General features: G+C 60.2%; 19 protein-coding genes and 1 tRNA gene. 10 read left to right on the top strand and 10 right to left on the bottom strand.

Going from position 1 to position 14,842, the window contains the following annotated elements; all coding sequences use genetic code 11:
• Nucleotides 1-32: 32 nt before the first annotated feature.
• Complete coding sequence (locus ACM530_RS22535) at nt 33-2,174, top strand: DNA cytosine methyltransferase (RefSeq protein WP_242199517.1); 2,142 nt, start codon at nt 33-35, stop codon at nt 2,172-2,174.
• Between the two features lie 379 nt (nt 2,175-2,553).
• On the opposite strand, the gene ACM530_RS22530 is transcribed toward ACM530_RS22535, so the two are convergent.
• Nucleotides 2,554-2,868, bottom strand: a complete 315-nt coding sequence (locus tag ACM530_RS22530; RefSeq protein WP_242199513.1) for a hypothetical protein — start codon at nt 2,866-2,868, stop codon at nt 2,554-2,556.
• Nucleotides 2,869-3,019: 151 nt separating this feature from the next.
• Between ACM530_RS22530 and ACM530_RS22525 the strand changes: the two genes are divergently transcribed.
• From ACM530_RS22525 to ACM530_RS22495, 7 genes are read left to right on the top strand one after another with little or no spacing between them, the layout of a single operon-like run.
• Nucleotides 3,020-3,268 carry a hypothetical protein gene (locus ACM530_RS22525; protein WP_416363193.1) on the top strand — a complete coding sequence of 83 codons (249 nt, stop codon included), beginning with the start codon at nt 3,020-3,022 and terminating at the stop codon, nt 3,266-3,268.
• Nucleotides 3,269-3,317: 49 nt separating this feature from the next.
• A complete protein-coding gene (locus tag ACM530_RS22520) occupies nt 3,318-3,563 on the top strand; it encodes a hypothetical protein (protein ID WP_169918285.1) in 246 nt (81 codons plus the stop codon).
• On the top strand, nt 3,560-4,285 hold the full coding sequence (locus tag ACM530_RS22515) for a hypothetical protein (RefSeq protein WP_416363192.1): 726 nt from the start codon (nt 3,560-3,562) through the stop codon (nt 4,283-4,285). Before ACM530_RS22520 ends, ACM530_RS22515 begins: the two co-directional genes overlap by 4 nt.
• A gap of 49 nt (nt 4,286-4,334) precedes the next feature.
• On the top strand, nt 4,335-4,685 hold the full coding sequence (locus tag ACM530_RS22510) for a hypothetical protein (RefSeq protein ID WP_242199507.1): 351 nt from the start codon (nt 4,335-4,337) through the stop codon (nt 4,683-4,685).
• A gap of 36 nt (nt 4,686-4,721) precedes the next feature.
• On the top strand, nt 4,722-4,943 hold the full coding sequence (locus ACM530_RS22505) for a hypothetical protein (RefSeq protein ID WP_242199505.1): 222 nt from the start codon (nt 4,722-4,724) through the stop codon (nt 4,941-4,943).
• 2 nt (nt 4,944-4,945) lie between these two features.
• Nucleotides 4,946-5,188: a DUF4224 domain-containing protein gene (locus tag ACM530_RS22500; protein ID WP_242199503.1), complete on the top strand. Its 243-nt coding sequence runs from the start codon at nt 4,946-4,948 to the stop codon at nt 5,186-5,188.
• Between the two features lies 1 nt (nt 5,189).
• Nucleotides 5,190-6,239 (top strand): tyrosine-type recombinase/integrase, encoded by a 1,050-nt coding sequence (locus ACM530_RS22495; protein ID WP_242199501.1) that lies wholly within the window; start codon nt 5,190-5,192, stop codon nt 6,237-6,239.
• 116 nt (nt 6,240-6,355) lie between these two features.
• Here ACM530_RS22495 and ACM530_RS22490 read toward each other — a convergent pair.
• Nucleotides 6,356-6,446, bottom strand: a tRNA-Ser gene (locus ACM530_RS22490).
• Nucleotides 6,447-6,598: 152 nt separating this feature from the next.
• On the opposite strand from ACM530_RS22490, the gene ACM530_RS22485 reads away from it, so the two are divergent.
• A complete protein-coding gene (locus tag ACM530_RS22485) occupies nt 6,599-7,270 on the top strand; it encodes a Bax inhibitor-1/YccA family protein (protein WP_416363191.1) in 672 nt (223 codons plus the stop codon).
• A 62-nt stretch (nt 7,271-7,332) separates the two neighbouring features.
• On the opposite strand, the gene murB is transcribed toward ACM530_RS22485, so the two are convergent.
• The 8 genes from murB to ACM530_RS22445 form a co-directional block, all read right to left on the bottom strand.
• On the bottom strand, nt 7,333-8,352 hold the full coding sequence (murB, locus tag ACM530_RS22480) for a UDP-N-acetylmuramate dehydrogenase (RefSeq protein WP_416363190.1): 1,020 nt from the start codon (nt 8,350-8,352) through the stop codon (nt 7,333-7,335).
• A complete protein-coding gene (locus ACM530_RS22475) occupies nt 8,349-8,813 on the bottom strand; it encodes a low molecular weight protein-tyrosine-phosphatase (protein ID WP_242199496.1) in 465 nt (154 codons plus the stop codon). The genes murB and ACM530_RS22475 overlap by 4 nt, the downstream gene beginning before the upstream one ends.
• The gene (kdsB, locus tag ACM530_RS22470) at nt 8,813-9,577 is read right to left on the bottom strand and encodes a 3-deoxy-manno-octulosonate cytidylyltransferase (protein ID WP_416363189.1); all 765 of its coding nucleotides are present in this window, start codon (nt 9,575-9,577) and stop codon (nt 8,813-8,815) included. The genes ACM530_RS22475 and kdsB overlap by 1 nt, the downstream gene beginning before the upstream one ends.
• Nucleotides 9,574-9,759: a Trm112 family protein gene (locus tag ACM530_RS22465; RefSeq protein WP_003174668.1), complete on the bottom strand. Its 186-nt coding sequence runs from the start codon at nt 9,757-9,759 to the stop codon at nt 9,574-9,576. The genes kdsB and ACM530_RS22465 overlap by 4 nt, the downstream gene beginning before the upstream one ends.
• A 24-nt stretch (nt 9,760-9,783) precedes the next feature.
• Nucleotides 9,784-10,794, bottom strand: a complete 1,011-nt coding sequence (lpxK, locus tag ACM530_RS22460) for a tetraacyldisaccharide 4'-kinase (RefSeq protein ID WP_416363188.1) — start codon at nt 10,792-10,794, stop codon at nt 9,784-9,786.
• Nucleotides 10,794-11,222: an ExbD/TolR family protein gene (locus ACM530_RS22455; protein ID WP_416363187.1), complete on the bottom strand. Its 429-nt coding sequence runs from the start codon at nt 11,220-11,222 to the stop codon at nt 10,794-10,796. Before ACM530_RS22455 ends, lpxK begins: the two co-directional genes overlap by 1 nt.
• A complete protein-coding gene (locus ACM530_RS22450; RefSeq protein WP_106579832.1) occupies nt 11,219-11,854 on the bottom strand; it encodes a MotA/TolQ/ExbB proton channel family protein in 636 nt (211 codons plus the stop codon). Before ACM530_RS22450 ends, ACM530_RS22455 begins: the two co-directional genes overlap by 4 nt.
• A 109-nt stretch (nt 11,855-11,963) precedes the next feature.
• Entirely contained in the window at nt 11,964-14,189 is a 2,226-nt protein-coding gene (locus ACM530_RS22445) for a DNA internalization-related competence protein ComEC/Rec2 (protein ID WP_416363186.1), read from the bottom strand.
• Nucleotides 14,190-14,324: 135 nt separating this feature from the next.
• On the opposite strand from ACM530_RS22445, the gene ACM530_RS22440 reads away from it, so the two are divergent.
• Nucleotides 14,325-14,840: a DUF2062 domain-containing protein gene (locus tag ACM530_RS22440; RefSeq protein ID WP_145164745.1), complete on the top strand. Its 516-nt coding sequence runs from the start codon at nt 14,325-14,327 to the stop codon at nt 14,838-14,840.
• The last annotated feature ends 2 nt before the right edge of the window (nt 14,841-14,842 follow it).

The raw sequence follows: 14,842 nt of genomic DNA, 5'->3' as shown, positions 1-14,842 counted from the left end.
TCACTGTAGCCGTTTAGCGACGAGGCACCTCTATGTCCGCACAACAGAAGAAACACCCCTTCGATTTCAAAACCCAATACGGACTCGGCTTCAACCCTCAGGACGATGAGATCGTTGTCGACTTCTTCTGTGGCGGCGGCGGTGCCGGTACCGGCTTGGAAATGGGCCTGGGCCGCGCTGTGAACGTGGCGAAGAACCACAGCCCGCAAGCGATCAGCATGCACACCATGAACCACCCAGGCGCACAGCACTTCACCACCGACGTGTTCGAGGGTGACCCTGACACCGAGTGCGGCGGCAAGCCTGTCGGCTGGTTCCACATGTCACCGGACTGCACGCACTTTACCCAGGCCTCAGCCGGCCAGCCGCGGAAACGTGAGATCCGCAGCCTGTCGTGGATCGGCCTCAAGTGGGCAGGCATGAAGCGGCCCAGGGTCATCAGCCTGGAGAACGTGAAACAGATCCTGCAATGGGGCCGGTTGATCGCCAAGCGCGACAAGGCGACCGGCCGCGTGGTCAAGCTCGGCGGCGAGATTGCCGCACCTGGTGAGGTGGTCCCTGTGGGCCAGCAATTCCTGATCCCTGACCCGAAACAGCGCGGCAAGACGTGGCGCCGTTTCGTGGCCCTACTCGAAGCTATGGGCTATGTCGTTGAGTGGAAGGTCATCAAGGCCTGCGACTTCGGCGCGCCGACCAGCCGGGAACGCCTGTTCATGATCGCCCGGTGCGACGGCCAGCCGATTGTGTGGCCGGAAGCGACTCACGCAAAGAACCCCGCCAGGGGCCAACAAAAGTGGAAAACGGCCGCTGACTGCATCGACTTCACCGACCTGGGCAAAAGCATCTTCGGTCGCAAGAAGGACCTGGCCCCGGCCACCCTGCGCCGCGTTGCCAAGGGCATGAAGAAATTCGTCATCGATAGCGCGGAGCCGTTCATTGTGCCGATTGCCAACTGGTCCGGCGAGGCAGTGCAGTCAGCCGATGAGCCGCTGCGCACAGTCACTTCCTACCCGAAGGGCGGCGCCTTCTCGGTGGTCAGCCCGATCATCGCACCGGCAACGCACCAGGGCAGCGACCGAATCAACGAACCGCTCGACCCGTTACCGACGGTGACCTGCGCAAACCGCGGCGAGCTGACGCTGATCAGCCCGTTGATGATCGGGGCCGGCGGCCCCGAGTATTCCGGTAAGCCGGTGAGCGTCGACCAGCCGACCGGTACGGTCACGACCCAGAACCACCGCGCGATCGCAGCGGCGCACCTAGTGAAGTTCCGCCTCGATGACGCGAGCAAGGCGCTGGACGAGCCACTGCCGACCATCACCAGCGGTGGCAACTATCAGCGCCCGGCCGGCGCAGCCCACGCCATGGGCATATCCACGGTGTTCATGGCCCAGATGAATGGCGGCTTCAACACCACGGTCGCCAAGAGCACCGAAGAACCGATGACCACGGTGACAAACACCGGCAGCCAGCAGCAGTTGGTCAGCGCGACTTTGATCACGAACACCACGGGCCATGCTCCCAGCGATCTTGCCGGGCCAGTGCCGACGGTGACCACCGGTCAACACCACGCATTGGTTGCAGCAAACCTGGTGCACATGCGCGGCAACTGCGATGCACGGGACGTAAATGATCCACTGCACACCATCACCGCCAGCGGCCAGCACCACGGGTTGGTCAGCGCATTCATGGAGCGGGCATTCGGCGGAAGCATTGGCCAGGGCCAGGAAGAACCGGCGCCGACCATTACAGCCTGCGGCGGTGGCAAGAGCTCGCTGGTGTCGCTCACGTTATCGCCTGAGCACGAAGCCGGTGCCCTTCGCGTCGCCGCCTTCCTGATCAGCTACTACGGTACCGAGAACATCAGCGCATGCGACTCGCCGGCGCCGACGATAACCACCAAGGACCGCTTGGCCATAGTCACCGTGATGGTCAAGGGAACGCCCTATGTGATCGTCGACATCTGCCTGCGGATGCTGAAGCCGTCCGAGCTGTACAAGGCACAGGGCTTTCCCGCCGACTACATCATCAGCCACGGTGCCGATGGTAAGCCGTTCACCAAAACTCAGCAGGTGCACATGTGTGGCAACAGCGTCAGCCCGCCGCCGATGGCCGCGCTGGCACTGGCCAACGATCCATGGCGCGCCGCCGAGAGACAATCCGAAGCAGCATAGGAGTACATCCGTACTCCTCTCGCGAAACCTGCATATTTCAGGAGAGCACCTGCTGACTAATGGCGACTGTCCGAAGCTGCTGGAACAGCCCTGAGGAAATGTCTCCACGCTTCATAGGCGTAATGATGCTTCTGAGCAGACTCCAGCCACTCAGGCCCGGTCATCTGCCCAGCCGACACCAACATCATCATTTTGCTAGTGGCAGCATCGAGTTCTACGAGCAACTCGTGGTATTTGAATCGAACGTCTTCCATCCCGCTTTCCTCAGAGGCTCATCCAAGTGGGACTCATAACGAATCTGATTCATTTTGGATCCAAAAGAGTGACAAGTCAGTCGCTCGAAAGATTCACATCAGTTGATAAGCGGTTGAATTCGAAGCTAGAACGACCTTTGACGTCGCTCTTTTGGGGGAGAAGCAAGGTTGGGTACGGACTGCGAAACTCTCTCGCGAGCAAAATCCAAGCCCCAGACCAGAGCCTGGGACATCGTCTGCCCAGGGCGATCAAGAAAACTATCTTCAAAAATCATCATTCCAGTCTGTCCGTAAATACCAACGAATAACTGGGTCTGATTGGTCTTTGACAGTCGGACTTGGATGTTCAGCAAGATGCCAGATGGAAGTCGCTCATCGTGATTGCGGCAATGCAATTCAGGATCGGCCCAATTCCAGTAGATCTGACCGCGGGTACGCATGGTCCGGCCTCATTAGATGTGTGTCGCTCAAGATTACACCAATGCCGGTGGATAGATACGTATGGCGCCGAAGGTTCCGCACATCCGACCAATGGTCATTAATTAACCCCTCCCCTTCACAGTCAGCCGCTATAGCGGCAAGGACAAAGTCATGCCTGAAGAAAGTGAATCAAGCCTGCGCCAGCGCATCACCACGTACATGAGCGGCGCCGGCGGATCCCGCGATAGCTGGTTCTGCACCTGGTGGTTTCGGTTCCACATCGAGCCATTCACCACCAAGCAGGTCCGCCGCGAACTGGAGCTGATGAAGCGCGAAGGCTTGGTCGAGTCGGACCACGGCCAGAGCAACAACACCAAATGGCGGCTCACCAAATACAAACCTGACGAGGTGACGACATGATCGCCACCCTCTGGTTCGCCTACGTCTTCATCTACAAGGGGCCGAGGCCATGAATACCTATCGACACACCTTCGCAGCCGTATGCCCTTCCGACGGCGAAACGATCCTCTACCGGCTAGAATTGCGCTCGAGCGCCATGATTCGCGTCGAGCACATCAAGGCGACGACAGCGCTGATCACCAAAGGCTGGCATGAACAGATTGCCGACAGCCTGGCGGAATCCTTGGGCGGCGATCAGACCATTATCGCCACGCACCAGGGAGTCGAAATCGAAACGGTGAGGCTCAGCGGATGAACCACTACCACGGCACGCCGGTTGGCGGTAAGCGCGAGGATGCTGCAAAGTTTCTGGCCGGCCGTCATGCACTGGTGCCGTTTCCACGTCAGGATGACGTGGGAATTGTCGCAGATGTCTGCCAGTCATTCGTGTTCGACAACGGTGCATATTCGATCTGGACCAAGGGCGGAACACTGGATGTCGACGGTTATACCCGATGGGTTGAGCAGTGGCATCGACACCCTGGCTTCGATTGGGCCTTGATCCCTGATGTAATTGACGGCGACGAGACTGCGAATGTTGCGCTCCTGTCAGAATGGCCGAAGGAGTTGCGGGGCGTTCCTGTCTGGCACCTGCACGAATCGCTTGATCGCCTACAGCGCCTTGCTGCTGGCTGGCAGACCGTGGCTATCGGAAGTTCGGGACAATGGTCAAGTCCAGGCACCGGCCAATGGTGGAAGCGAATGGGTGCGGCGATATATTCCATCTGCGATGAGCATGGCCGCCCATCCTGCAAGCTCCACGGACTGCGCATGCTCGACCCGGCGATATTCCAGCATTTACCCCTGGCCTCTGCAGACTCAACGAACGCTACCGTGAACGGCGGCGGCATCAGCAGGTTCGGCATGTATGCCCCTCCGACCGCCGGCCAGCGCGCCAATGTCATCGCCGATCGCATCGAGTCGCACAACAGTTCCCCGATCTGGCAGCGAGAAACCCAGGCCGAAATGGCGCTGTAACCCCAATCCCCCTACATGCCTGCCGGTGAGCGGCGGGCGAGGTATTCCTATGGGTCACGCACTCGATGGGCGGCCGCTGGCCGTCCGACTGCAAAAACGAATTCAGAAGTTCCAGGGCTGCACTGCGCAGTCCTTGATTATAGACATGACCCTGCACCAGCAGGCGCTCGATGAAATAGAAAGGCTGGCACAGGAGGGCGAGCGCCTACTCAAAGCACTTTCTGCGCTGACCCAGATTGCTGGTGAGTGCGAACAGATCGCCAGCAACTATAGCGGCACCATCGACGGAATCTTTGAGCACGGCGGCGACGATCACGAAGACCCGAGTTGCGCGATATTCCATCGCCTGTACTACGCCATGTTCGACGCTCGAGCCGCAATCAAGAACGCCACGACCTAACCCACCTTCTGCCGCCCAGCGCGGCAAGGACACCCCATGTACGCAACGAAACTCACCCTGCTGATGCTGGGCGCTCTGCTCTACGTGTCAGCCACGGCCTGCTGGTTCTTTTGGATCGGCCCCTGCCTGCTCATGGATGGCGAAACGGCAGATATCCTCGGTGCCTTTGTAGGCACCTGCATCTGGCTGCTAATCACTTGCGGCATGGTCATCCACATCATCAAGACAGCGCGGCCCACCGCGGGCGGCGGGAGGTAGGCATGCAAGCAGAGATCCTGTCGGACGATGAACTCGCCGACCTTACCGGCTACAAGCGTCGATCTGATCAGCGCAAATGGCTTCAGGATCGCAACTGGGTTTTCATCGAGAGTCGCGGCGGCCGGCCGCTGGTTGGCCGGATGTTCGCGCGGATGAAGCTTGGCATGGTTAACGCCGCAATCGCAGATCCAATCCCGCCGTCCACGCGACCGGCTTGGACGCCAGATTTCTCCAGAGTGAACTGATATGCGCCCCCGGAAAACGGAAAACAGGGACTTGCCGCCAGGAATGGTGCGGCGTAAGCGCCCAAGGAAAAATGGCAAGGTCTGGATCGGTTACTACTACCGTGACTCAGCGGGAAAAGAGATCCCGCTTGGAACAGACCTGAGCAAAGCCCGCCTGAAGTGGGCCGAACTGGAGGCCAAAGAAAAGCCGGCCGATCTGACAACGATGAAGGGCATCTTCGACCGATATGTGCGCGACGTCATCCCAAAAAAGGGGGAGCGGACCCAGAAAGACAACCTGGCCGAACTAAAACAGCTGCGTCCCACCTTCGACAGCGCGCCCATCGACTCTATAACTCCCGCCAACATCGCGGGTTATCGCGATGCGCGCTCGGCAAAGGTCAGGGCGAACCGCGAAATCGCCCTACTCTCCCACGTATTCAACATGGCGCGGGAATGGGGGCTGACCGAACGGGAAAACCCATGTCAGGGGATCAGAAAAAACAAGGAGACTCCCCGCGACTATTACGCCAATGCGGTGGTATGGGATGCGGTCTACGGGATGGCAGAGCCTGAGCTCAAGGAAGCGATGGATCTGGGCTATTTGACCGGCCAGCGACCTGCTGACGTGATCATCATGCGCAGCGACGATACAGAGGGGGATTACTTCCTGGTGACGCAGGGCAAGACCGGCCTAAAACTGCGGATCTCGATGCGCACGGAGGTCGGGGAAAACAGCTTAGGGCGGTTGATTAAGGAAATCACAGAGAGGAATGCGCACCACTCTTCAAAATACCTGCTGATCAACAAGCATGGTAAGAGAATGACGAAGGGGATGTTGCGCTTGCGCTGGGACAGAGCGCGTGAGAAGGCGCAACAGAAAGCAATTGATCAGGGAGACCCATTGCTCGCGGCGAAGATAGGCGGGTTTCAGTTTCGTGACATCCGGCCTAAAGCGGCCTCGGAAATCCTCGATATCGGTGATGCAAGCCTACTGCTCGGGCACAGTAAACAGGAGATCACGAAGAGGGTTTACAGGAGGATCGGCGCGACCGCCAAGCCCTCTAAATAAGCGAAGTTTCGGAACACCTGCCCGAAAGTTTCGGAACGCCTGTTGTTCGCGCCACTTTTCTTCTCAAACCCCGGAAACGCAAAAGCCCCGCTTTTGCGAGGCTTTTGTGTAAATCTTGGCGGGAAACCAGGGATTCGAACCCTGGGAACGCTATTAACGTTCGCCGGTTTTCAAGACCGGTGCATTCAACCACTCTGCCAATTTCCCTTTTGCATCACAGGATTATAGTAGCCCATCCCGTGTCAGCGGGCGCCATAATACCCGAATGAAACACACTGTCAAACTCTCGGCATCGCTTGTTACAGAGCGTCTGTTATGATCTTTGCGACTGAACGTTTCAAAACTGAAGGAGTGTCGCCATGCGCGAACAGAATTACGCAGTGAATGGTAACGCGCAGGCTGAGCAGCTTGAAGTCAGCCGCGTGTTGCGCAATACGTACGGTTTGCTCGCCCTTACCCTCGCATTCAGCGGCGTAATGGCGTATGTAGCGCAGCAAATACGCGTTGGCTACCCGAACATCTTTGTCGTGTTGATCGGTTTCTACGGTCTGTTTTTCCTGACCAACAAGCTGCGTGACTCGGCCTGGGGTCTGGTGTCGGCGTTTGCCTTGACGGGTTTCATGGGCTTTATCCTCGGCCCAATCCTTAACCGTTACCTCGGCATGGCCGGCGGCGCGGAAGTGGTCAGCTCGGCGTTTGCCATGACGGCCCTGGTCTTTGGTGGTCTGTCGGCCTACGTGCTGATCAGCCGCAAGGACATGAGCTTTCTGGGCGGCTTCATCACCGCTGGCTTCTTCGTGTTGCTGGCAGCAGTGGTCGCAGGCATGTTCTTCCAGATCAGCGGCCTGCAGTTGGCGATCAGCGCAGGGTTTGTGCTGTTCTCCTCTGTGTGCATCCTGTTCCAGACCAGCGCCATCATCCACGGCGGTGAGCGCAACTACATCATGGCGACCATCAGCCTGTATGTATCGATCTACAACCTGTTCATCAGCCTGTTGCAGATCTTCGGCATCATGGGCCGTGATGACTGATTGCTAGCGCCATAAAAAATGCCCCGCATCGAAAGATGCGGGGCATTTTTGTTTCTAACGGTTCAGTACCGATTAGGTTCCATTTCCAGCTCAACCTTGAAGCGTCCAGCAATGTCCTGCTGGATACGCAGCGCCAGGTCGGCAATATCGTGCCCTGTCGCCCCACCATAGTTGACCAGCACCAGTGCCTGCATCTTATGTACGCCCGCATCGCCATCACGAAAGCCCTTCCAGCCGGCCTTATCGATCAGCCAGCCGGCCGCGAGTTTCATCTGCCCGTCAGCCTGCGGGTAAGCCACCAGGTCCGGATAAAGCGCCTGTAGCTCTGCGGCCAGCGCTTGGGACACCAGCGGGTTCTTGAAAAAGCTCCCGGCATTACCCAGCTCGGCCGGGTCCGGCAGTTTTTCCCGGCGAATGCTGCAGATTGCGCGGCTGACGTCGCTGGGCGTCGCCTCGGTGATCCCCTGCCCGGCCAGGCGCTGCTGCACCGGGCCGTAGTCGAGCTTCAGGTGACTGGTGCGACTCAAGGCAAAACGCACGCGCAGAATCAACCAGCGCCCGGTTTCGTGTTTGAACAGGCTGTCGCGGTAAGCGAAGTTGCACTCTTGCAGGCTGAAATCGCGCAGATCGCCCGTTTGGCGATCCAGAGCGGTCAAGCCGGCAAACACATCCTTGATCTCTACACCATAGGCACCAATGTTCTGCATCGGCGCGGCCCCGACAGTGCCGGGGATCAGGCTGAGGTTTTCCAGACCGCAGAAACCGTGCTCCAGGGTCCACAGTACAAACGGGTGCCACGCTTCGCCCGCCTCGGCTTCGACCACCACCTGCTGCCCATCATCCTGCAACACGCGAATGCCCTGGGTCGCCATGCGCAACACCAATGCTTGAATGTCCTGGGTCAGCAATAAGTTGCTGCCGCCACCGATCACCAGCAGCGGCACTGCGTGCGCAGCCGCATAAGCCAGGGCTTCACGGACATCGGCGTCACTACGGGCCTCGGCAAACAATTGGGCGCGTACGTCGATGCCAAAGCTGTTGAATGGCTTGAGCGATACCTGCGCAAGCACCTGCAAGGTCATAACCGCCCCTTCAATTCGATTACCAATAAATCACAGGCGCGCTCGATCAGGTCAAGAACCCGTTCAAAGCCTTGTTCACCTTCGTAGTAAGGGTCTGGCACCTCGTCTACTTCAGACTCAAAACGGCGCAGGAACAAGTCCAGCTCCGCTTTACCCTGCCCGGGGTGCAGCGCCTTGAGGTTGCGCAGGTTGCTGTGGTCCATAGCCAGTATCAGGTCATAACGTGCAAAGTCGGCACGCGAGACCTGTTGGGCACGCTGAGCCGACAGATCATACCCGCGCACCAACGCCGCACGCTGGCTACGCTGGTCCGGAGGGTTGCCGACATGCCAATCACCGGTGCCCGCAGACGCCACTTCGACCTGGCCTGCCAAGCCCGCTTCGCGCAGTTTACGGCGCAATACGCCCTCGGCGGTCGGCGAACGGCAGATGTTGCCCAGGCAGACAAACAGAACCTCCATCAGGCCCCCAGCAGGCGACGGACGCGCTCAAGGTCTTCGTGGGTATCGACGCCGGCCGGCGGTGCTTCCAGCGCGTCGCCCACATGGATACGCACGCCGTGCCACAAGGCACGCAGTTGCTCCAGAGACTCGGTGTTTTCCAACCAGCACGGGCCCCAGCTGACAAAGTCATGCAGGAAACCGGCGCGATAGGCATAGATACCGATGTGGCGGCGGTACGGCACGCCCTCCGGCAAGACGTCGCGGCTCCTGGCAAACGCGTCGCGCGCCCAAGGCAGGGTCGAGCGGCTGAATGTCAGCGCCAGCCCATTGATGTCGCTGACCACCTTGACCACGTTCGGGTTGAACAGGGTGTCGATGTCTTCGATAGGCTCGGCCAGGGTCGCCATGCGCGCTTCGCCATGGGCAGCCAGGTTGGCGGCGACCTGATCGATCACGCTCGGCGGGATCAATGGCTCGTCGCCCTGCACGTTGACCACAATTGCATCCGCCGCCAAGCCCAGCTGTGTGGCGACTTCGGCCAGGCGGTCGGTGCCGGAGTTGTGGTCTTCGCGGGTCAACACCGCTTCGGCGCCAAAACCTTTGCAGGCCTCGATGATGCGTAGGTCATCGGTGGCCACCACGACCCGTTCGGCGCTGCTTTTGCAGGCCTGCTCCCACACCAGCTGGATCATCGGCTTGTTGCCGATCAATTGCAGCGGCTTACCCGGCAAGCGGGTCGATGCATAGCGCGAAGGAATGACAACGGTAAAGGCGGTGGTCATTTATCCAGACGCTCATCGGTGGTCAAGGTACGGGCTTCGCTCTCCAGCATCACCGGGATGCCATCACGGATCGGGTACGCCAGGCCGGCGCCTTTGCTGATCAGCTCGGTTTTGTCGGCGCTGAGCTTGAGCGGGCCTTTGCAGATCGGGCAAGCGAGGATGTCGAGCAGTTTGGTGTCCATGAGCGTTTCCTGGGTAAAAGCGATTTAAGGCAAGAGTCGGGCGGGCAGCAAGCGCATCAGTTGCGTGTCGAACCAGGCGACAAACGCCGGTGACGGCAGCGCATCCACTGCAAGGTACCACCAGTCGGGACGGGCAAAGGCGCGGCACTTCACCGCGTCCTTTTCGGTCATGACCAACGGCAATGTCGGCGTAAAATTCAAGACGTCGGCGCTGTAGGGCGCGTGGTCGGCAAACGCATGCGGTATCGGCCGCCAGTGTAGCGTTTCAAGGGTAGTGAAGAAACGCTGCGGGTTGCCAATACCCGCGACCGCATGGACCTGTTGGCCTACCGGAAAATAATCGGCGGGCTGGCGCTCACCGGTTTTCAAATTGATCAGTGCCGTGGGTTGGAGACGGAAGGCGAAGCCATCCTCGCGATCGGACGCGGCACCGTTATAGAGCAGCGCATCGACGCTCTGCAGACGCTCGACCGGCTCGCGCAAAGGTCCGGCCGGCAAGCAACGGCGGTTGCCGAGGCCACGGGCAGCATCGATCAACACCAGTTCAAGGTCACGGGCCAGGCGGTAATGCTGCAGGCCGTCGTCGGAAAGAATCAGGTCAAGCGGCTCGCTGGCCAGCAGCGCTTTCACCGCGCGACTGCGGTCTGGGTCAATCATCAGCGGGACGCCGCTGCGCTGCACGATCAGCAACGGCTCGTCACCGGCCACTTCAGGGCTGTGGCTGGCCTCGACCCGCCACGGCAACTGCGGCGGTTTGGCACCGTAACCGCGACTGACCACCCCTACCCGCAAACCAGTGCGCCGGCAGTGATCGATAAGCCACAGAATCAGCGGCGTTTTGCCCGTTCCGCCCACAGTGATATTACCGACCACCACCACCGGTACCGGCGATTGGTAGATCGCGCCCTCGCCCGCGAGAAAACGCGCACGTTTGCGCTGCACCACACGCCGATACAAAGACTCCAGCGGCCGCAGCAGCGTGAGTGCCGGGTGGCCTTCGTACCAGGCCTTGAGCAAACGATCGGACATGGCCATCAGGGTTGGGTCGCCGCCTCTACGGTGGTCATGCGCAGATGGGTGAAGCCGAGCTTGCCGGCGGCATCCATCGCGGTGATCACGGCCTGATGCTGGGTTTTGCCGTCTGCACTGATCGAAAGTGGCATGTTGGTATCGCCGCCGGATTCTTTCTGCAAGGCGTCCATCAGGCTGGTGAGGTCATTTTTCTCAAGCAATTGGTTATTCACCGAAAACACCCCGTCGGCGCTGATGGCAATATCCAGTTGCTTGGCGTCCTGGTCCTCGGCCGGCGAACCGCTCACCGCTTCCGGCAAGTCGACACGCAGCTGGGTTTGCCGGGTGAACGTGGTGGTGACGACGAAGAACAGCAGCAGGATGAACACCACGTCAATCAGCGACGCGAGGTTGATATCAACGTTTTCCCGTTGCTTGCGGCGAAATTTCACACCCGGCCCTCGACGAAATCGACATCACGATCGCCCTGCACCACTTCCACCAGTTTGATGGCTTCCTGCTCCATGCCTACCACGAGTTCATCGATGCGGCGTTGCAGGAAACGGTGGAAAAACACCGAGGGAATACCGACCATCAGGCCCGCAGCCGTAGTAATCAGGGCCTTGGAGATACCGCCTGCCAATACCGCGGCATTAGTGGTCATGCCTGAGCCCATGAATGAGCTGAAAATATCAATCATGCCCAACACCGTACCCAACAGGCCGAGCAATGGCGCCATGGCCGCGATGGTGCCCAGCGCATTGATATAGCGCTCCATCTCATGGATGACCCGCGCGGCGGCTTCCTCAATGCACTCTTTCATGATCTCGCGACCATGTTTGGAGTTGGCAAGACCGGCAGCCAGGATTTCACCCAGGGGGGAGTTGGCGCGCAATTCCTTGAGTTTGTCTTTATCCAGTTGTTTGTTTTTGATCCAGCCCCACACCTGCCCCAGCAAATGCTCGGGCGTGATGCGGCTGGCACGCAGGGTCCACAGGCGTTCGGCGACGATGCCGAGTGCGGCGATGGAGCTCAAGATGATCGGCAACATCATCCAGCCGCCGGATTTGACCAATTCCCACACAGTGAATGTCCCCTCGAAAAAGTGCGCCACTTTACCATATAGGTTCGTCAGCGGGGCTCGTCAGCCACCGGCCCGCCCGTCGCGGGCCTGGGTCTTGGGCGAGGTTGATTTAGGGTAACGCTTCACGCCAGAAGCGGCGTTGACTGCGAGCAACTTCAGGTGGTTCAAAGGCGCCCAATTGCACACGCACGGCGCCTTGCTCGGCGCTGTCGTACACGCGACTGCCCAACGCCTGATAACGCGCCAGCACCTGCGGGTGCGGATGACCGAACGCGTTGCCACGCCCCCGTGAGATCAGGACCGATTTGGGCACCAGCTGTTCCAGTAAGGGCCAGGATGAAGAACTGCGACTGCCATGATGCGGCGCCTGCAGCCAATCGGTCCGTACCGCCAGGGGGGACGCGAGGAAAGCCCGTTCGGCAGCGCGGTCGATATCGCCGGTCAACAGCAGGCGTTCGCCGTTGGCCTTTACACCCAACACACAGGATTTCGGGTTGCTGCTAGTGGCGCCAGGCCACTGCCACAGTTCAAACGCTACACCGTCCCACTCCCACTGCTCGCCACTGACGCAGGGTTGAGTATCGAGCAATGCCGGCAAGCCTTGGGTTTCTCCTCCGATCACCCGCTGGACTGCAAGCCCCTGGGCAACGGCTGGCGCACCGCCCGCGTGATCCGCGTGAGCATGGCTGATCACCAGCAGGTCCAGGGTGTCGACCCCGAGTTTTTTCAACGCGGGCAGCACCACGCGCGCGCCAAGATCAAACTCGCCGGAACGCGGCCCCGCATCGTAAAGCAAGGTGTGATGACGCGTGCGCAGGATCAGCGCCTGCCCCTGGCCGACATCCAGTTGCACCACTTCAACCTGCCCAAAAGGCACGGCCTGCCTGGGTGGAAAGACCGCCAGCAACAGCATTGGCCAGCCCAGCAGCCGAAACGGCACGCCTTGGGGCAGCAGCAACAACACCGCGCCCACCAGGCTTACACACCAATACACCAGGGGCACCTCGGCCGGTATCCAGGCTGGCTGCTGGCTCGCCAGCAGCGTCAGCCCCCTGAAAAGCCCATCAAGTGCGCCGCCGGCCAACCACAGCAAGCTTTCACCCACAAACGGAATCGCCAGCAGCGCAGTCCCCAGCAGGGCCAATGGCAATACCACCAGGCTGATCCATGGCACGGCAAACAGATTGGCCACTGGCGCACTCAGGCTTACAGGCAAGCCAAGCACCAGCAGGAGCGGAAACAAACCGATGGCAATCAACCACTGTGGACGCGTCCATGCGTGCCACAGACTCCATGGGCCCAGGCGCCCGCTGAACGCCAGTACCAGCACCGCGACGGCCGCGAACGACAACCAGAACCCCGGCTGCAAACTCGCCAACGGTTCCAGCACCAGCACGGCGTCGAGCGCCAACAACAGTGGCCACCAGATCCCCAAATGCCGGAAACGCAGACGCCACAGCAATACCAGGCCGACCATCACACAGGCGCGTTGTACCGGCACACCAAACCCAGCCAACAGGCCGTAACCCAGCGCGGCGGCAAACGCCAGGCCACACGCCCATGGCAGCCACGGCAAGGCTCGCGGCCAACAGCCGTGGCGCGCAAGCCCGGCCACCAGGCCGTAGATCAACCCCGCCAATAAGCCGATGTGCTGGCCGGAGATCACCAGCAGGTGCACGGTTCCGGTGTCCTGCAATACCTGCCAGTCCCCGGCAGCCAGCCCGGAGCCATCGCCCAATACCAGCGCCGCCAAACCCGCCTCGCGCCCTTGGGCGTCCACCGCCGCCAAGCGCTGCCGGACAGCATCGCGCCAGGCATTGCGGGCTGGCGCCAGGCGCTGGCCGTCCTTGACCGATCCCGTGGCGCCGATGCGCTGGGCCAGCAGCCAGGCTTCGTGGTCAAAACCGTGAAAATTGAGCAGCCCCGCGGGCCGCTTCAAGGTGATCGCCAGGCGCCAACGCTCACCACTCTTTACTGGCGGGCCACCGTGCCAGGACACCCGAATGCGCTTGGGTAAGCGGGCTGTGCGTGACCGGCTGTCGGTCAGTTCAAACCGTACGCCAGTGCTTGTCTGCTGCGGCAGCCCGGTCACGCGGCCTTCTACCCAACGCGTCTGACCATCCAGCGCCGGCTTCAGACGGTCGTCCAAGGCCCACTGCGCGCTCAGACACGCCCAGCCCAATCCGAACAGGAAAAAGGCCACCGGGTAGGTGCGAAAAGGCAACAACATCAACGCAATCACCCACATGGCCAGTAGCCATCCGGTAGACGGCAGTGCGGGTAAAAGTCGCAACGAAAGCAGGCCAAGTCCGAGCGCAAACATGCCGATTTTCATGAATCATCCCTTGCAAGTGATCCACTCAGTCTTAGTCGCTCGCCCAGCGCTGCCGATGATGTTTTGTCACAAAGTCTGAATTTTCTGTTTATAGAATGCGGGCATACTTGCCCCTCGAACTGACCTGGACCCCTTATGCCCCGGCGCTTATTCAAACGGTACATGCCCGATCCCACGAGTATCAGGGAACACAAGTCTTTACGATTTCTCGGCACGTTGCTGCATGACCCCAACCTCTGGCACCTGAACCGGCACTCCGTTGCGCGTGCCATGGCGGTGGGCCTGTTCGCGGCATTCATCCCGATTCCGCTGCAGATGTTGTTGGCCGCGATCCTGGCGATTGTGGTGCGCGGCAATATGCCTATCGCCGTCAGCCTGGTGTGGCTGACCAACCCGATCACCATGCCGGTGGTGTTTATCTGCACTTACCTGACCGGTGCCTGGCTGATGAACGTGCCGCCGCGCAGCCTGCCGGACAACCTCACCTGGGAGTGGATCAGCGGCCAGTTGAGCACGCTGTGGCAGCCATTCCTGTTGGGATCGGTGGTCGTGGGGCTGGTATTGGGCGCGCTGGCCTATTGCCTGACCATGGGCTATTGGCGTTGGTGGGTCGCGCACCAGTGGAAGAAGCGCAAACAGCGTCGCGCGTGAAG

Source organism: Pseudomonas sp. NFX183, from assembly GCF_047943075.1.
Taxonomy (GTDB): domain Bacteria; phylum Pseudomonadota; class Gammaproteobacteria; order Pseudomonadales; family Pseudomonadaceae; genus Aquipseudomonas.
The sequence above is the reverse complement of the archived record's forward strand: the minus strand, read 5'-3'. Positions and strand labels throughout refer to the sequence as shown.